Source organism: Rhizobium sp. KNZ14-9A, assembly GCF_056755015.1.
This window is the reverse complement of sequence record NZ_JBPGXB010000004.1, coordinates 1,252,486-1,270,253: the sequence shown is the minus strand read 5'-3', so window position 1 is coordinate 1,270,253 and position 17,768 is coordinate 1,252,486. Positions and strand designations below refer to the sequence as shown.

Annotated in this window: 18 protein-coding genes; 9 read left to right on the top strand and 9 right to left on the bottom strand. The window is 59.6% G+C overall.

Going from position 1 to position 17,768, the window contains the following annotated elements:
- Positions 1-62: 62 nt before the first annotated feature.
- From ACR9ZQ_RS36185 to ACR9ZQ_RS36175, 3 genes are all read right to left on the bottom strand, one after another.
- Entirely contained in the window at positions 63-1,655 is a 1,593-nt protein-coding gene (locus ACR9ZQ_RS36185) for an IS66-like element ISRle3 family transposase (protein ID WP_016737534.1), read from the bottom strand.
- A gap of 74 nt (positions 1,656-1,729) precedes the next feature.
- The gene (gene tnpB, locus ACR9ZQ_RS36180; RefSeq protein ID WP_003592504.1) at positions 1,730-2,074 is read right to left on the bottom strand and encodes an IS66 family insertion sequence element accessory protein TnpB; all 345 of its coding nucleotides are present in this window, start codon (positions 2,072-2,074) and stop codon (positions 1,730-1,732) included.
- A complete protein-coding gene (locus ACR9ZQ_RS36175) occupies positions 2,071-2,421 on the bottom strand; it encodes a transposase (protein ID WP_082935752.1) in 351 nt (116 codons plus the stop codon). Before ACR9ZQ_RS36175 ends, tnpB begins: the two co-directional genes overlap by 4 nt.
- Positions 2,422-2,792: 371 nt before the next feature.
- On the opposite strand from ACR9ZQ_RS36175, the gene ACR9ZQ_RS36170 reads away from it, so the two are divergent.
- From ACR9ZQ_RS36170 to pepT, 8 genes are all read left to right on the top strand, one after another.
- Entirely contained in the window at positions 2,793-3,515 is a 723-nt protein-coding gene (locus ACR9ZQ_RS36170; RefSeq protein WP_481430188.1) for a FadR/GntR family transcriptional regulator, read from the top strand.
- Complete coding sequence (locus ACR9ZQ_RS36165) at positions 3,512-4,678, top strand: PLP-dependent transferase (RefSeq protein ID WP_481430187.1); 1,167 nt, start codon at positions 3,512-3,514, stop codon at positions 4,676-4,678. The genes ACR9ZQ_RS36170 and ACR9ZQ_RS36165 overlap by 4 nt, the downstream gene beginning before the upstream one ends.
- Positions 4,679-4,714: 36 nt before the next feature.
- The gene (locus ACR9ZQ_RS36160; protein WP_439017743.1) at positions 4,715-5,974 is read left to right on the top strand and encodes an ABC transporter substrate-binding protein; all 1,260 of its coding nucleotides are present in this window, start codon (positions 4,715-4,717) and stop codon (positions 5,972-5,974) included.
- A gap of 93 nt (positions 5,975-6,067) precedes the next feature.
- On the top strand, positions 6,068-7,003 hold the full coding sequence (locus tag ACR9ZQ_RS36155; protein ID WP_481430186.1) for a carbohydrate ABC transporter permease: 936 nt from the start codon (positions 6,068-6,070) through the stop codon (positions 7,001-7,003).
- A 3-nt stretch (positions 7,004-7,006) separates the two neighbouring features.
- On the top strand, positions 7,007-7,837 hold the full coding sequence (locus ACR9ZQ_RS36150) for a carbohydrate ABC transporter permease (protein WP_113321478.1): 831 nt from the start codon (positions 7,007-7,009) through the stop codon (positions 7,835-7,837).
- A gap of 4 nt (positions 7,838-7,841) precedes the next feature.
- The gene (locus ACR9ZQ_RS36145; RefSeq protein WP_481430185.1) at positions 7,842-8,900 is read left to right on the top strand and encodes an ABC transporter ATP-binding protein; all 1,059 of its coding nucleotides are present in this window, start codon (positions 7,842-7,844) and stop codon (positions 8,898-8,900) included.
- Positions 8,901-8,971: 71 nt separating this feature from the next.
- The gene (locus tag ACR9ZQ_RS36140) at positions 8,972-9,721 is read left to right on the top strand and encodes a metallophosphoesterase (protein ID WP_481430184.1); all 750 of its coding nucleotides are present in this window, start codon (positions 8,972-8,974) and stop codon (positions 9,719-9,721) included.
- A gap of 83 nt (positions 9,722-9,804) precedes the next feature.
- Positions 9,805-11,037, top strand: a complete 1,233-nt coding sequence (gene pepT, locus ACR9ZQ_RS36135) for a peptidase T (protein WP_481430183.1) — start codon at positions 9,805-9,807, stop codon at positions 11,035-11,037.
- Between the two features lie 20 nt (positions 11,038-11,057).
- On the opposite strand, the gene ACR9ZQ_RS36130 is transcribed toward pepT, so the two are convergent.
- The 5 genes from ACR9ZQ_RS36130 to ACR9ZQ_RS36110 all read right to left on the bottom strand — a co-directional run bounded on the left by ACR9ZQ_RS36130 (position 11,058) and on the right by ACR9ZQ_RS36110 (position 15,841).
- A complete protein-coding gene (locus tag ACR9ZQ_RS36130) occupies positions 11,058-11,864 on the bottom strand; it encodes a cell wall hydrolase (RefSeq protein ID WP_481430182.1) in 807 nt (268 codons plus the stop codon).
- 157 nt (positions 11,865-12,021) lie between these two features.
- Complete coding sequence (locus ACR9ZQ_RS36125; RefSeq protein ID WP_310382520.1) at positions 12,022-13,062, bottom strand: sulfate/molybdate ABC transporter ATP-binding protein; 1,041 nt, start codon at positions 13,060-13,062, stop codon at positions 12,022-12,024.
- 10 nt (positions 13,063-13,072) lie between these two features.
- Entirely contained in the window at positions 13,073-13,960 is an 888-nt protein-coding gene (gene cysW, locus ACR9ZQ_RS36120; protein WP_439017749.1) for a sulfate ABC transporter permease subunit CysW, read from the bottom strand.
- On the bottom strand, positions 13,950-14,807 hold the full coding sequence (gene cysT, locus ACR9ZQ_RS36115) for a sulfate ABC transporter permease subunit CysT (RefSeq protein WP_025668786.1): 858 nt from the start codon (positions 14,805-14,807) through the stop codon (positions 13,950-13,952). The genes cysW and cysT overlap by 11 nt, the downstream gene beginning before the upstream one ends.
- Before the next feature lie 8 nt (positions 14,808-14,815).
- Entirely contained in the window at positions 14,816-15,841 is a 1,026-nt protein-coding gene (locus tag ACR9ZQ_RS36110) for a sulfate ABC transporter substrate-binding protein (RefSeq protein ID WP_113321472.1), read from the bottom strand.
- Positions 15,842-16,196: 355 nt separating this feature from the next.
- Here ACR9ZQ_RS36110 and ACR9ZQ_RS36105 point away from each other — a divergent pair, with 355 nt between their 5' ends.
- Positions 16,197-17,219 (top strand): porin, encoded by a 1,023-nt coding sequence (locus ACR9ZQ_RS36105; RefSeq protein WP_481430181.1) that lies wholly within the window; start codon positions 16,197-16,199, stop codon positions 17,217-17,219.
- Positions 17,220-17,309: 90 nt separating this feature from the next.
- Here the strand turns inward: ACR9ZQ_RS36105 and ACR9ZQ_RS36100 are convergent, their stop codons facing one another.
- Entirely contained in the window at positions 17,310-17,765 is a 456-nt protein-coding gene (locus ACR9ZQ_RS36100; RefSeq protein ID WP_481430180.1) for a PTS sugar transporter subunit IIA, read from the bottom strand.
- Between the last annotated feature and the right edge of the window lie 3 nt (positions 17,766-17,768).

Below are 17,768 nucleotides of genomic sequence, written 5' to 3'. Positions count from 1 at the left end.
CGCCGAGACACGCGTCGAACACGACAATCGCAGTCTTATCGTAAGCGACAAGCCGGGGCCGTTCAGGCGGCGTAGTTCCATGGCATGAGCGCGTCGATTTCACTGCTGGGCCATCCATTCGCAAGGCGCTCAAGCGTCTGGGTCAACCAAGCTTGCGGATCGACTGCATTCATCTTTGCCGTTTGCAGGAGCGTCGCGATGGTCGCCCAAGTCCGGCCGCCACCGTCGCTTCCAGCGAATAGACTATTTTTTCTCGTGATCGCTTGGGGTCTGATTGCTCGCTCGACTATGTTGGAGTCGAGTTCGATGCGGCCGTCGGTCAGGAAGCGCTCGAAGATGTCTCGACGCGAGATGGCATACCGCAGAGCTTCGGCGAGTTTGGATTTTCCAGAGACCCGTGGCAGGGTCGCCTGCCAGAGAGTGAAGAGGTCACGGACGATCGCTGCGGAGATCTCCTGGCGTGCAGCGACACGAGCTTCAGGGCTTTGGCCGCGCACACGCTCCTCGATCTCCCATAACCTCGCCATACGCTCGACGGTGTCTGTAGCGACCTTCGAGCTCTTTGCGACATGCAACTCGTAGAACTTTCTCCGGCTGTGCGACCAACAGCCGGCCAGGATGGCGCTGTCATTGCCTCCATCTTTCCGGACGAGCTTGTTATAAGCGGCATATCCGTCGACCTGCAGGATTCCACGATAGCCGCTCAGGTGTCGTGCGACACACTCGGTGGCTCGACTGTCCTCGAAGCGATAGGCTACCATCGGTGGACCGCTGCCCCCAAAAGTCCGGTCATCCCTGGCATACGCCCATAGCCATGCCGTCTTCGCTGATCCGGAACCAGGTGCAAGTGTGGGCAAGGTCGTTTCGTCGGCAAAGATCCGTTCGGCCTTCTTGATCTCATCGAGGATGTAGTCGGCGAGGATATTGAGCTCGAACCCCAGCTTGCCCATCCATTGAGCCATCAGCTTGCGGTCGAGTTCGACCTTGTCGCGTGCGTAGATGGCTTCCTGGCGATAGAGTGGCAGCCCGTCGGCATATTTGGAAACGGCGATCTGGGCCAGAAGTGCTTCCGTCGGAATGCCACCTTCGATGATATGTGCCGGAGCCGCCGCCTGGACGACACCATCCTCGTTCCTAAAGGCATACTTCGGCCGGCGGGTGACGATGACACGGAACTTCGCTGCCACGACATCCAGCCGCTCGGAGACGTCTTCTCCAATCAGGATTTTGGTCTTACCTGCATGTTCTGGAAGCTCTTCCGGTTCGATCACGACCTCGACGCGCTCAAGATGAGGCGCAAAGCCCTTGCGTGGCCGCGGAGCGCGTTTGCTGTCCGCGCTACCGCGGCCTTTCGTGACCTGAGCCTTGATCGTCGCAATGCCGGTCTCGATCTCTTCGAAGACAAAGGCATGCTGCTCGTCATCGACGGTGGATGATGCAAGCCTTTCCGAGCGTCGGCCAAATCGGGCGCGATCGAAAGCCTTCAGGATCTGCGTCAGCCGCTCGATGCGCTCATCGGCGTCCGCGTTGCGGGCCTCTAGATCGTCAACCTGCTTCTCCAAAGCCTCGACGCGGGCTGCTTTTGCGGCCATAGCAAGAACCATGGCTTTGAGAGCCTCTACATCATCCGGGAGCTCAATCTCGGGCCGCGTCATGGGTATGATCAGAGCATATTTTGCCGCGCTCCGCCCATGCTTTCAGGGACCTGATTCACTTCGCCGCAGCGGTTTTACCCAACAATCTCGGGAGGCTTCACCGGCGTGGATCGAACCCGCTTCCAGTCCATTCCGTCGACTAAAGCCAGAAGCTGGGCATGATTGAGCTGGACGCGATGATGGCCGATCCGGGGCCAGCAGAACTGGGCTTTTTCCAGCCGCTTCGCATAGAGGCAAACGCCGGAGCCATCCCACCACACGATCTTGACTCGGTCTGCTCTCTTGGCCCGAAAGACATAAAGTGCACCGTTGAACGGATCACTGCCAGCATCCCGTACCAGCGAAAGCAAGCTGTCCGGCCCCTTTCGGAAGTCGATGGGATGGCTCGCAAGAAAGACCTTCACGCCGGACGGGATCATGCCGACCGCACCGCTCGGATCACCCGCTGCAGGTGTGCTTCGCCGATATCTGCGTCGGCCCGGATAACGACGTCGCCGATGATAAGCTCGATCATCGCACGTGTGCCAATCGTCCCAGTCTCCGTCTGACCAGCCCGATCTTGCGAGGAGGATCGTTGTCCGTCACGAGCATCACGACGCCAGCCAAATAGCTGCGAGGGATGTATGCCGATGCGATGCGCAATGGCCGAGACGCTTGCGCCGGGCTCCATTGCCTCAGCCACAGCCCGCGCTTTAAAATCATCGGACCAGCGGCGCCGAAATTGCCGTGGGGCGCCCTCAAGCCGTTCCGGAACAGCCTCGATCATATGGAAGTTTCTAGTTCCAGAGCTAGGCGCAGACATAGAAGCTCACAGTTTGTGAATCGTCTGTCCGCAATACAGCGGCCAACGCTACTGACGCCAGATGGGGTCAGCTTGTCGCTTACGTCTTATCATCCATTGCCAGCAAACGATTCTCTTGCGGGCAGGAGCGGCGATCATGCCGCCTTGAGATCAGGAAATAGCTTGCTGGACCAAGCTAAGGGGACATTGGTGCAAACCAATGGCCAGCTGGGAATATTCAAACGAGCGTCGCTACCAATCGTAAATACCGCCTTGACGCCTCTCCATCTTTGAGAAATGCTAAGATGTCAGACCAATTTTTAGGTCGGCTGCCTTAGAAAAGAACTTGGGGAACCATGAAGGCAAATGGTAGCGACAGGCCGGTAATCCGACCGCTTCCGGCGATGGACCGCGCCCGTCAGGTGACGGAAGCGCTGGCGCATTATGTCGAGGATGCGCGGCTTCAGGCGGGCGACCGGCTGCCAGCGGAGCGTGAACTGATGGCAGCCCTTGCCGTCGGGCGGTCTACCATTCGCGAGGCAATTCGGCATTTTCAGGCCCTCGGCGTCATCGAGACGCGCAAGGGCAGCGGAACTTATCTGCTGAAAACGGTTTCTCGCGATACGATTCATATGCCGCTATCGTTCGAGACGCCGCATCTGCGCGATGTGCTGCTGCAGACGCTGGAGGTTCGCCGCGGCATCGAATGCGAGGCCGGCATGGTGGCGGCTCGGCGGCGCACGGCGAAAGATCTCGTCGTCATCGAGGAAAAACTCGACGAGATGGAGCGGGTGCATCTTTCCAAAGGCGCCTCAGGTCCGGAAGACCTTGCCTTCCATTTGGCGGTCTACGACGCCACGCACAATCCGCTGTTCCGTCAGCTTCTCGAACAGATGCGCGAGACTTTCGAGCGTTTCTGGACGCACCCTTTCGACCGACAGGATTTCGCCCGCCGGTCCTTTCCCTTTCACCGCACCCTTTTCAACGCCATCGCCGCCCAGGACACCGAGGCGGCACGGCGTGAGACACTGAAAATCCTCGACGTGGTCGAGGAAGACATCAAGGAAATGTCCCGATGACTGACGGCCTCGAACCGTTCGACCTCGCTTCGCTGATCACCGCCCATGACGAGGGCAATTTCGCCGAGGCGGTCGTTCCGCCGATCTTCCAGACCTCGCTTTTCACCTTTTCCGACTACGACGACATGATCGCCTCCTATCGCGGCGAAAAGGTGCGCCCGATCTACACGCGCGGGCTGAACCCGACGGTGCGCATGTTCGAGGAGATGTTGGCAAAGCTCGAAGGTGCGGAGGATGCGCTGGGTTTTGCAAGCGGCATGGCGGCGATCTCGTCTGCGGTGCTCAGCTTCGTGGAGCCGGGTGACCGCATCGTCGCCGTCAAGCATGTCTATCCCGACGCCTTCCGCCTGTTCGGCACGATCCTGAAGCGCATGAAGGTCGAGGTGACCTATGTCGACGGCCGTGACGAAGAGGCCATCGCCAAGGCGCTGCCCGGTGCCAAGGTCTTCTATATGGAGAGCCCGACGAGCTGGGTGATGGAAGCTCATGATGTCGGCGCGCTGGCCACACTCGCCAAAAAGCATGGCGTCGTCACCATGATCGACAATAGCTGGGCGAGCCCGTTCTTCCAGCGGCCGATAACACTCGGCGTCGATCTCGTCATCCATTCGGCCTCCAAATATCTCGGCGGCCATAGCGATGTCGTGGCCGGTGTCGTTGCCGGCTCGAAAGAGATGATCGCGCGCATCAAGGCCGAATCCTATCCCTATCTCGGTGGCAAGCTGTCGCCTTTCGATGCCTGGCTGCTGATCCGGGGTCTCCGCACCCTGCCTTTGCGCATGCGGGCGCACGAGGCGGCGGCCATGACGATCGCGCAGCGCCTGCAGGCGCTCGACGTGATCGAGCAGGTCTGCCATCCGGGCCTCGCCAACCGCCTGCCCGCCGGCCTCAACGGCACCTCGGGTCTCTTCTCGTTCATATTCCGCGAAGGCATCGACATCAGAGCCTTCGCAGATCACCTCAAGCTTTTCAAACTGGGCGTAAGCTGGGGCGGGCATGAAAGCCTGATCGTACCGGGCGAAGTTGTGCTGCAGCAAAAGGCACAGCCGAATTCCGCACATGCCTTCGGTATCAGCCCGCGATCTGTGCGCCTCCATATCGGCCTCGAAGGAACCGAGGCGCTGTGGAGGGACATCGAGGAGGCGATTGCCGTCGCCTCTTAACCGAAACCTCACAACAACTACGGAGGGGAACCAAAAATGAAAAAGCTTATTCTCTCAACACTCTTTGCCACGATGATGGCGGGCACGGCTTTTGCGGACACGACGCTGAAGCTCGTCGAAGTCATCACCAGCCCGGAGCGTACCGAAACGCTGAAGTCGATCGTCGGCAAGTTCGAAGCCGCCAATCCCGGCACCAAGGTCGACATCATCTCGCTGCCCTGGAACGAAGCCTTCCAGAAGTTCGCGACCATGGTTTCGGCGGGCGATGTGCCCGACGTGATGGAAATGCCCGATACCTGGCTGTCGCTCTATGCCAATAACGGCATGCTCGAAAGCCTCGAGCCCTATCTTGCAAAGTGGGAGCACACCAAGGAGCTGACGCCGCGCGCTCTGGACCTTGGTCGTGACGTCAACAACACCGCCTATATGCTGCCCTACGGCTTCTATCTGCGCGCTATGTTCTACAACAAGAAGCTGCTCGCGGAAGCCGGCGTCAAGGAGCCGCCGAAGACCATGGAGGATTTCACCAAGGCCTCCGAAGCCGTCTCCAAGCTGTCGGGCAAATACGGCTACTGCATGCGCGGTGGTCCGGGTGGCCTCAACGGCTGGATGATCTTTGCCGCCTCCATGGCCGGCGACAACAAATACTTCAAGGAGGACGGCACCTCGACCATGAACAGCGAAGGCTGGGCAAAGGGTATCGAGTGGATGGTCGATCTCTACAAGAAGGGCTATGCGCCGAAGGACAGCGTCAACTGGGGCTTCAACGAAGTCGTAGCCGGCTTCTATTCCGGCACCTGCGCCTTCCTCGACCAGGATCCAGATGCCCTGATCGCGATTGCCGAACGCATGAAGAAGGAAGATTTCGGCGTAATTCCGCTGCCGAAGGGCCCGGCCGGCAAGTCTTATCCGACCATCGGCTATGGCGGCTGGTCGATGTTCACGACGAGCCAGAACAAGGATCTCTCCTGGAAGCTGATCGCGACCCTCGAAGGGCCTGAAGGCAATATCGAGTGGAACAAGAAGATCGGCGCTCTGCCGGCCTATACTGCCGCAGAGAAGGACCCGTTCTACGCCGGAGACCAGTTCAAGGGCTGGTTCGAGGAGCTCGCCGACAAGGACACGGTTCCGACTGTTATGCCGACCTACCTCGAGGAATTCGCCTTCTTCAAGGATTCCATGGCGATCAAGACCTCGCAGCAGGCGCTGCTGGGTGACATCTCCGCCAAGGACCTCGCCGATCAGTGGGCCGATTACCTTACCAAGGCGCAGCAGAAGTTCCTCGCCAAGAAGTAAGGTCAACTGCGCAAGCGGCGGCGGAGATTTTCCGCCGCCGCTCATGCAACGACAGACGGCGCGCCGAAGCGCCGCAAGGGGAAGTATCGGGTAATGACTATCACCGCCGACACGCTCGAGACGCGCCGCGACCGCCGGCCATGGCTGCGCCGCCTGGCCGATGCCTCGGAGCCCTATCTTTACAGCGCGCCTTCGTTGATCCTGATCATCGCAGTCATGCTGGTACCGCTGGTGGTCGGCGTTTCCTATGCCTTCCGTGATATCCAGCTGCTCAACCCCTTCTCCGGCGGCTTTGTGGGGATCGAGCATTTCCGCGAGCTGTCCCGCGATGCGGCGTTTTATGGTGCCCTCAGAAATACGCTCTGGTGGACCGGCGCTTCCGTCATTCTGCAGTTCATCTTTGGCCTCATCCTCGCGCTTCTACTCGACAAGCCATTCTGGGGCAGGGGTATCATTCAGGCTCTGGTCTTCCTGCCCTGGGCCGTGCCGTCCTTTCTTGCCGGCCTCAACTGGGCCTGGCTCTTCAATCCGGTCATCGGACCGATCCCGCACTGGCTCTTTGCACTTGGGCTGATGAACGAGCCGGGCAATATCCTCTCCGATCCGCAATATGCGATGTGGGGGCCGATCATCGCCAATGTCTGGTGGGGCATTCCTTTCTTCGCCATTACGCTGCTCGCCGCTCTACAGGCGATCCCGCGCGATCTCTATGAGGCGGCTTCGATCGATGGCGCCGGCTGGTTCCAGCGCTTCTGGTCGATCACCCTACCGTTCCTTGCGCCGACGATCGCCATCACCGTCATGCTGCGCACCGTTTGGATCTCGAATTTTGCCGATCTCATCGTCGTCATGACCGGCGGCGGCCCGGCGGACAGAACACAGATCGTCGCCAGCTACATCTTCACCCAGGCCTTTAGGCGGCTCGATTTCGGTTATGCCTCGGCGATCGCGCTGGTGCTGCTGATCCTGCTTCTCGCCTATTCCATGCTGATCATCCTGCTGCGGCAGAGCCTGCTGGCCAAGGATTGAGCCATGAGACGTTCCATTCTCCCCACTGTCGCGCACCGTCTGGCGATCCTCGTCTATGTCGTTTTCGCGCTCTTCCCGCTCTTCTGGCTCCTGAAGGTCTCGGTCACGCCGAATGATCTGCTCTATACCGAGGGGGTGCGCATGTGGCCGTCGCGGACCACATGGGAGCACTACAGCTTCGTGCTGGAGCACAGCGCCTTTCCGACGTTCTTCAAGAACAGCGTCATCGTCTCCGCTTCGACGGCGGTGACAGTGACGATCTGCGCCGCGCTGTCGGGCTATGCGCTGTCACGCTTTAACTTCCGTGCGAAATACTGGATCGTGGCGCTGATGCTGCTGACCCAGATGTTCCCGCTCGTCATGCTGGTGGCGCCGATATTCAAGATCCTGTCGCCGCTGCATTTGACGAACAGCCTGACGGGTCTCGTTATCGTCTACACAGCCTTCAACGTGCCCTTCGCAACCTTCCTGATGCAGTCCTTCTTCGATGGCATCCCGAAGGATCTTGAGGAGGCGGCGATGATCGATGGCGCCACCCAGTTCACGGCCTTCCGGCAGATCATCCTGCCGCTGACCCTGCCCGGCATTGCGGCGACCCTCGGCTTCGTCTTCACGGCGGCCTGGAGCGAGCTTCTCTTCGCGCTGATGCTGATCAACGGCAATGACGCGGCGACCTTCCCGGTCGGCCTTCTTACCTTCGTTTCGAAGTTCTCCGTGGATTTCGGGCAGATGATGGCGGCAGGCATCATGGCGCTTATTCCGGCCGGCCTCTTCTTCCTGCTCATCCAGCGTTATCTCGTCCAGGGCCTGACGGCCGGCGCGGTCAAGGGTTAGTCACATGGCATCGATCGACATCAAGAATATCCAGAAATCCTATGGTCATATGTCCGTGCTGCACGGCGTCGATCTGGAGATCAAGGACGGTGAATTCGTCGTGCTGGTCGGCCCGTCCGGCTGCGGCAAGTCCACGCTGCTGCGCATGATTGCAGGCCTCGAAGAGGTGACCGGTGGCGAGATCCGTATTGCCGGCAACCGCGTCAACGAGCTGCATCCGAAGGATCGCGACATCGCCATGGTGTTCCAGTCCTACGCGCTCTATCCGCACATGAATGTCGCCGGCAATATGAGCTACAGCCTGAAGCTCAGGAAGACGGCGAAGGAGAAGATCGCCAGCGCTGTTGCCAGTGCCGCCTCCAAGCTCGGTCTCGACCCGCTGCTCGAACGCCGGCCGAAAGCGCTGTCCGGCGGCCAGCGCCAGCGCGTCGCCATGGGCCGCGCCATCGTGCGCCAGCCGAAAGCCTTCCTGTTCGACGAGCCTCTGTCGAACCTCGATGCGCGCCTGCGCGAGCAGATGCGCGCCGAAATCAAGAAATTGCATGGCGACCTCAAGGCAACCTCGATCTACGTGACCCACGACCAGATCGAGGCGATGACGCTGGCGGACCGGATCGTCGCCATGCATGGCGGGGTCGTGCAGCAGGTCGGCAGCCCCTTGGAGCTTTACGACCGCCCCGCCAACCTCTTCGTCGCGGGCTTCATCGGCTCGCCCGGCATGAACTTCCTCGATGCGAGCTATGAAGCAGGCGGCGTGAAGCTGAAGGATGGCACGATCGTGCCGCTCAACACGTCGCTGCCCTTGTCGAACGGCGAAAAGGTGACGCTTGGCATCCGGCCTGAACATGTCGTCATGACAAATGATGGGGCCGGGATTGCCGCCAACGTCGAGCTCATTGAGCCGACCGGCTTCGGCATCATCCTGCATCTTTCGCTGCATGGTCTGCCGTTCAAGATCTTCACGCTCGATCGTGAGGCGTTGACTGCGGGGCCGAAGGTCAATGTCACCTTTCCGGCCAAGCATCTGCATGTGTTCAACGGTGAGGGCAATCGCGTCGATTGAACGGAAGGAAGGCGATAGAATGCAACTGTCGCTTTCGGCATACTGCCTTCCTCAGGGATCGAGGGGGCGATATGCTTGTTGCGCAGATATCCGATATCCATGCCAGTCTAGACAGTCCGTCGCTGCTCACATTCGAAAGAGCAATCGATTGGTTAAAGGCTTTCCGGCCGGATGCGCTTGTTCTGACCGGCGACCTGGTGGATGACGGATGGCAACAGGGCTATCGTCAGATTGCGGAAAGCCTGCATGTGCTGGATTTTCCCACTTATATCTTGCCAGGTAACGGCGATGATCAATCGGTGATGCGAGCCGAGCTTGCTGACGTTGGCAACTGGGCAGACCCGTCGGGGTCGATGCATTTCCAGGCGGCTTTCAATGACGCGACCGTTATTGGCGTCGATGTAACGGTAGCCGGCCAAAGCCATGGCGATATCCGGCCGCATCTGTCGTGGCTGAAGAGCACGCTCGCCGATGTTGCGACACCTTTTCTCCTCTTCATGCATCAGCCGCCGTTCGGCATCGGCATAGAAGTGCTCGATCAGGCCGGGTGCAGAAATGATGATGCGCTTCTTGAGCTTTTGAGCGCGCGGGGATCTCCGCCGCTTGGAATTCTCTGCGGCCATGTTCACCGGCCAGTTTCCAGCAGAGTGGGCTTGATTGCCCTCCAGACATGCGGTTCGCTTTGCCCGCCCAATCCGCTTCTTCTCGGGGATCGGGCTGATCTTCCCGTTCTCGACGCTTCCTCCTTTCTGGTGCACGAGGTCACGAACGACCGGCTGCTATCGCATGTGGTATCGATGCAGACGCTCGCCGGCGCGTAGCCCGCTGGGAGCGGAAAAGAGCTTTCATCACAGGGCCTTCGATGGCTATATGATCAGAGGATGATCATGCTGGAATGGATATTATGACAGACACTGTTCTCGACCGTTTTCTCCGATATGTCGTCTTGGACACCCAATCCGATCCCGCCTCATCCACGCAGCCGACCACCGAAAAACAGAAGGATCTCGGCAGGCTTCTGGTTGAGGAGCTCCTGGAGATCGGTCTTTCGGATGCGAATCTCGATGAGCACGGCTATGTTTATGCGACCATTCCGGCCAATACCGACAAGAGCGTGCCGGTCATCTGCTTCTGCTCGCATATGGACACTGCCCCTGACTTCACCGGCAAGAACGTCAAGCCTCAGATGGTGAAGGCCTATGCGGGCGGGGATATCCAGCTTCCCGGTGATCCGAGCCGGGTGATCCGTGTTTCAGAACATCCTGAGCTGAAGAACCAGATCGGCAACGATATCGTTACGACCGATGGAACGACCTTGCGCGGCGCCGACGACAAGGCGGGCCTGGCGGAGATTGTGGCCGCCGCGCAGATCCTCGTCGATAATCCCGGGATCAAGCATGGGACGATCAAGATCCTGTTTACGCCGGACGAAGAGGTCGGCCGTGGCGTCAACAAGGTCGATCTGAAGAAGCTCGGCGCGGAATTTGCCTATACGATGGATGGCGAAACCGCCGGCCATATAGAGGACGAGACCTTCTCGGCAGATAGCGTCGATATCGTTATCGCCGGCGTGGCAATCCATCCGGGTTTTGCCAAGGACCGGATGGAAAATGCCATCAAGATTGCCGGCGCGATTATCGACCGGCTGCCGAAGGAGATCGCCCCGGAGACGACCGAGGGGAAGCAGGGCTTCATCCATCCGACAGGGGTGGCTGGCTCGATGGAAAAGGCTGCGATCAGCCTCATCATTCGCGATTTCACCGACGAGGGTCTGACCGAAAAAGAGACCGTGCTCGAAGCGATCGTCAAGGATGTGATGAAGGCCTATCCGGGTTCTACCTATCGTTTTGACGTGAAAGAGCAGTACCGCAACATGAAGGTGGTGCTCGACCGTCATCCTGAGATCGTCGAGAACGCCGTTGAGGCGGTGCGCCGGGCGGACATGACGCCGGTGCGCGGCAGTATTCGCGGCGGCACCGACGGTTCGCGCCTTTCCTTCATGGGCCTGCCGTGCCCCAATATTTTCGCTGGCGGTCATGCCTTCCACTCGCCACTCGAATGGGTTAGCCGCCAGGATATGGAAAAGGCTGTCAGGACGGTCGTCGAGCTTGCCAAGGTCTGGGAAGAGCGCGCCTAGCGCTCTTCATTCTTCCGCAATCAGCCGCCGTTTGCCGAAATGCCTGGTCGCAACATCACGCTGTCATAGGCAGGGCGCGGTGTCGGGATGGCGATAGGCGTGCCGGGTTCAGGCTCGATCGCGGTCGCTGCTGGTATCGGCAACGGGTTGGTACTTGCCGTCGGCGCGGGGTCTGGGGACGGGATCGGTACCGGAACATCTGACGGGATCAGCACTTCGAACTGTGGCGGCAGCATGCTCTCGCCGGGGACATAGTTCATCGCGACTTCGTAGGACGGCAGTGGTGGCGGCGTTTCGAGCGTTCCATCTTCGTCGCGCTTCTCGTAGAAGGCGTTGCCGCCCGCGACCGTCACATAGTGCATGTTATTGTAAGGAAATTTCAATCCTGCGGTGTGGAAGAACATCGCGTCCTTCACGGCCGGATGGCGCTCGCCTTTCAGGATCGCGTCAGCCGCGGTTGCAAGCTCAGGCTCTGCCTGCGACTTGACTTCGCGCGTCATGACACCGGGCGCAAACTGCTTCTTCTGGGCCACGACGCCACAGATGGAGTCGGCATAGGCGCCGGAGGTCAGCCTGTTCATAACCACACTGCCGACGGCCAGATAGCCATCTTCATCCGAATGCTGCGATTCGAAGTACATCGCCCGCTTCAGGCAGTCGCGATCTTTTGTGGTGTAATTGAAAGTGACCTTTGCCGGTTGAACCTGTTTCGATTTGGCTTTAACCGGCGCTGCCGCCGGTTTCGGTGTCGTCGTGCAGCTCGCGGCTGCCAGTCCTACGAATAAAATCCCGACCAGGGATTTTCCAAAGGAAATCTCCGCCCTCAACGCCAGGTGCCTCCTATCGATTAGTCCAGCCCTTTTCGATCTAAGCGAAAACGTTTTACCCGGCATGTGACAAAAATACAAACAACCGGAGATCACAAAAATAACAAAGGGTTCCCGCCGAAATACGATTCTGGCGGGAGCCGGTGTTGCAGTTATGTCAATTCCGGAAAAGCTTCCAGCGTGTCGGCTTGAAGGCGACGCGGGACCGGTCGAGCCTATCGGCCTCGCTCGGCGGAAGCTCGATCTCGATATGCGGGCGATCCTTGCCGATGTCGAGTTCGATATGGCGGGTGCCTGCGACGCGCCGGCTGGCGACCGGTTGGCCGGCGATGCAGTTCTCGGCGGATTCGCAGAGCCGGACATCGTGCGGGCGGAAATAGAGCTGCGCAGCACCATCGGCCTCGCTCTCGGCATTGAGGCCGAGCGAGCGACCCTCGAAGTGGATATCGCCGCCGGCGACCTCCACCTGCAGGCAGTTCGACTGGCCGACGAAGCCGTAGACGAAGGGTGAGTTGGGGCTGTCATAGACCTGGTCCGGCGTGCCGACCTGCTCGATCGCACCCTGGCTCATGACGACGACGCGGTCGGCAAGTTCCATCGCCTCGTCCTGATCGTGGGTGACGAAGACGGTGGTGTGGCCGGTGCGGTCATGGATTTCGCGTAGCCATTTGCGTAGGTCCTTGCGCACTTGCGCATCAAGCGCCCCGAAGGGCTCGTCGAGGAGCAGGACGTTCGGCTCGACCGCCATGGCGCGGGCAAGGGCCACGCGCTGGCGCTGGCCGCCGGAAAGTTGTGCTGGATAGCGCTTTTCAAGACCCGAAAGCTGTACGAGGTCGAGCAGTTCCAGCGCCCGCTTGCGAATCTCCGCCTTCGGCGGACGGCGCGACGCATTGCGCACCTTCAGGCCGAAGGAGACGTTGTCGAGCACTGTCATATGGCGGAAAAGCGCATAGTGCTGGAACACGAAGCCGATATTGCGTTGCTGGACTGTTTTCCTCGACGCATCCTCTTCGCCGAAGAAGATCTGGCCCTCGGTCGGGCTTTCAAGGCCGGCGATAAGGCGCAGAAGCGTGGTCTTGCCGGAGCCGGAGGGGCCGAGCAATGCGATCAATTCACCTGAGCGGATATCGAGCGAGACATCGTGCAGCGCCGGAAAGCGGTCGAATTCCTTGCGTATGTTTTGGACGCGTACTTCCATTCTAATTCCTTCAGTGCCGCCGGCTGGCGGCGATTTCGGCGCTATAGCGCATTTCCAGCAGCGTCTTCAAAACAAGTGTGACGAGGGCAAGCAAGGCCAGAAGCGAAGCGACCGCAAAGGCCCCCGTGAAATTATACTCGTTGTAGAGGATTTCCACCTGCAACGGCATCGTATTGGTCTGCCCGCGAATATGGCCCGATACGACCGACACGGCGCCGAACTCACCCATAGCGCGGGCATTGCACAGCAGCACACCGTAGAGCAGGCCCCATTTGATATTCGGCAGCGTGACGTGCCAGAAGGCTTGCCAGCCGCTTGCGCCGAGCGAAAGGGCCGCTTCCTCATCCTGCGTTCCCTGTTCCTGCATGAGCGGAATGAGCTCGCGCGCAACGAAGGGAAAAGTGACGAACATGGTGGCGAGGATCAGCCCCGGCGCCGCAAACAGGATCTTGATATCGTTGGTGCTCAGCCACTGGCCTAGCCAGGTGTTGGCGCCGAAGAGCAGCACGAAGACGAGGCCTGAAATGACCGGCGAGACCGAGAAGGGCAGGTCGATCAGTGTGGTCAGGAACGCCTTGCCCTTGAACTCGAACTTGGCGATCGCCCAGGCGGCGGCAACGCCGAAGGCGAGGTTCAGTGGCACACTGACGCCGGCGACGATCAGCGTCAGGCGGATGGCCGAGAAGGTTTCAGCATCCTGAAGGGCTGTGAAAAATGAACCGACACCCTTGCGGAAGGCCTCGACGAAGACGGCTGCGAGCGGCAGAAACAGGATCAGGAGCAGGAAGAGCAGCGAGATGACGACCAGCACGATGCGGGCGACCTTGCTTTCGGTGACGGCCGAATGAACCTTGTGCGCCCCGGCCGTCGAGGTGATTGCGACGGAATCAGACGCCATAACCGTACCTCCGCCTGCTCCAGCTCTGGATGAGATTAATGACGAGCAGCATCGTAAAGGAGATGATCAGCATTATCGCAGCAATACCCGTTGCGGCCGCGTAATTATACTCTTCGAGCTTGATGACGATCAGCAGCGGGGCGATCTCCGATTTGAATGGCAGGTTGCCGGCAATGAAGATGACCGAGCCGTATTCACCGACGGCACGGGCGAAGGCAAGGGCGAAGCCCGTCAGTACTGCGGGTGCAAGGCCCGGCAGCAGCACGCGTGCGATTGTCTGGAAACGATTGGCACCGAGCGTGGCGGCAGCCTCCTCCACTTCCTTGTCGATCTCTTCCATAACCGGCTGGACCGTTCGCACGATGAAGGGCAGGCCGACGAAGATGAGGGCGACGACGATACCGGCCGGTGTGAAGGCGATCTTGATGCCGAGTGGCGTCAGGAACTGCCCGACCCAGCCGTTCGGAGCATAGAGGGTTGTCAGTGCGATGCCGGCGACAGCCGTCGGCAGGGCGAAGGGCAGGTCCACCATGGCGTCGATAATGCGTTTGCCGGGGAATCGGTAGCGAACCAGGACCCAGGCAAGGATGACGCCAAAGACGACATTGAGACAGGCGGCGATGAAGGCGCAGCCGAAGCTGATGCGCAGCGCGCTCAGCGTTCGCTGGTCGAATGCAATGCCGAAGAACTTCTCCCAGCCGAGTGTGCTCGACCGCCAGGCAAGGCCGGACAGCGGGATAAGGACGATGAGGGTAAGCCAGATCAAGGTAAGGCCGAGCGCCAGTCCGAAACCCGGAATGACGCTCGGCCGCTTGAACCGCCACCGTGTGGGGTTATGTGCGCTCATAAGACCTATTATTGGGCAGGCTTATAGATCTGGTCAAATACGCCGCCGTCGCCGAAGAATTTCGGCTGTGCATCCTTCCAGCCGCCGAAGTCGTCAATCGTGGCGAGCGTCAGCTTCGGGAAGCGGGCAATATCAGCCGGATCGGCTGCTTCCGGCTTGATCGGGCGGTAATAATGCTTTGCCGCGATCTTCTGGCCTTCGTCCGAATAAAGGTAGTTCAGATAGGCTTCCGCGACCTTGCGGGTGCCCTTCTTGTCGACGTTGCCATCGACGATTGCGACAGGCGGATCGGCGCGGATCGAGAAGGCGGGGGTCACGATCTCGAACTGATCGGGGCCCAATTCCTCGAGCGAGAGATAGGCTTCGTTTTCCCAGGCGAGCAGGACATCGCCGAGGCCGCGCTGGACGAAGGTGGTCGTAGCGCCACGTGCGCCGCTGTCGAGAACCGGAACGTGCTGCAGGAGTTTGGTCACATAATCCTGCGCCTTGGCTTCGTCGCCGCCGTTCGCCTGCTTGGCCCATGCCCAGGCTGCAAGGAAGTTCCAGCGGGCGCCGCCGGAGGTCTTCGGGTTCGGCGTGATGACCTGCACGTCGTCCTTGATCAGATCGCTCCAATCCTTGATGCCCTTCGGGTTGCCCTTGCGCACGAGGAAGACGATCGTCGAAGTGTAGGGGGTCGAATTGTTCGGGAACTTGGTCTTCCAGTCAGCCGGGATCTTCCCCGTCGCCTTGGCGATCGCGTTGATATCGCCTTCGAGAGCGAGGGTCACGACGTCTGCATCAAGGCCGTCGATGACCGAGCGCGCCTGGGCGCCGGAACCACCATGAGAGGCCTGGATCGTTACGGCTTCGCCGGTGTCGGCTTTCCACTTTGCAGCGAAGGCGGCGTTGAAATCCTTATATAATTCGCGTGTCGGATCATAGGACACGTTCAGAAGCGTCTGGTCGGCGAAGGCCGGTGCGACGCTGCCGATCGCAAAGCTGCCTGCCATGACCGCGGCCGCGATGAGCCGGGTGAGCCTTAAAGTCTGCATGGGAACCCTCCGTGGTTATGCGCTAAACTCTATCAACTAGGTCGTATAATGAAACGAAGATTGTTCCGGTTCCGGGGACCAACCTTAGAAAGCCATCCCATTTTCAGCGGGTGATTGCGAATGGGACGTGCTGTCAGTTGGCCGCGGCCAATTAAGGCGCAACGCCACAGCCGTGATTTTTCTGCCACAGTTGGATCCCGAAAGTGTCATTGCTGTGTCGATTTTTAGTCATCTTTTGCAGCGCTGACGTTTTCGAGTGCCTACATGGATTTCCGGTCGTTGGGATTCGGCGACCGATGGTGGGGGTGTCCTTGAAGCACTGCTCGCCTCTTTCAAACCTTAAAAGGTCTTTCTGATGTCTATTAAAACTATCCTTCTTGGCTCTGTTGCCGCCCTTGCAGCGGTTTCCGGAGCACATGCAGCCGACGCAATCGTCGCAGCCGAGCCGGAGCCCGTAGAATACGTTCGCGTTTGCGACGCCTACGGGACTGGCTACTTCTACATCCCGGGCACCGAAACCTGCCTTCAGATCAGCGGGTACATCCGTTTCCAGCTTAACGTTGGCGAAAACCAGGGCGGTGACAACGATTCCGACTGGGATGCCGTTACCCGTGGTCAGGTCACCTTCCAGACCAAGAACGACACCGAGTACGGTACGCTCACCGGCGTTATCACGCTGCGTACCAACGCTGACAACGCCACCAACCAGACCACCACGCTCGACGAAGGCTACATCGATATCGCCGGCTTCCGCGTTGGTAAGCAGTACAGCTGGTGGGATGACGATCTGAGCGGTGAGACGGACACGCTCTCAAGCAACGAGACGACCCACAACTCGATCCGCTATCAGTACGAGACCGACCGCTTCGCAGCCGGTATCTCGCTCGACGAACTTGAAGAAGCCTATGACGAGAAGCCCGACGAAGGTCCGAACAACTTCGGCGTAGCAGCTCAGGTTTCCTTCAAGAGCGGCGCATTCAGCGGTTACCTGCTCGGTGGTTACGATAGCGACAACGAGGAAGGCGCTATCCGCGCAATCCTGTATGCCGACATCGGCCCCGGCACCCTCGGCCTCGCTGGCATCTGGGCCAGCGGCGCCAACTACTACTACGAAGAGTCCGAATGGACGGTTGCTGCCGAATACAAGGTGAAGCTCACCGACAAGTGGGCCGTTACCCCGGCCTTCCAGTATTTCGACAAGATCGAGCTCGATGCCGACGGCAAGGGCTTCAGTGGCGGCAGCGCCTACACGACCGGCGTGACCGTCGACTACCAGATCGTTGAAAATCTGCGCAGCAAGCTCAGCGTTCAGTACCACGACGAAGAAGACGGCGACGACGAAACCTTCGGTTTCCTGCGTCTCCAGCGCGACTTCTAATAAAAAGGGGCCGAAGCGGCCCCTTGTTCTCGATTTGCCTTCCCCCCGCTTCGGCGGGGAGAAGGTTCAAAGCGGGAAGCGAATTTTTCCTTACACGCGCGAATCCGCGATGAAATCCGAATAGAATTCATCGACACCTCTGGCCTTGCGCATGGCGGCCAGGACGCCTTCCGATTGAAGCCTGCGGGCGATAGCGGCAAGCACGTTCAGATATTCCCCGCGATTATTTTCTCCGAAGAGCAGTACGAAGGCGATGTCCGCCGGGATATCGTCGATCGCATCGAAATCCAGCGGCTGCGCGAAGCGGATCAAGAGACCGCGCGGGCTCGTCATACCGTCGATTGCCGCATGGGGAACGGCAATGCCGTTGCCGATACCGGTGGAGCCGAGCTTCTCCCGCGATTCGAGCGCCTTCAGCACGGTCTGGCTGTCAATGCGGAAGGCGTTGCCGGCCTTTTCGGAAATCGCCTGCAGCGCGCGCCACTTGGTCGTCACCGACAGGCCGATGAAGGTGTGCTCCGGCCGGATGATATTAGAGAGGTTCATTTC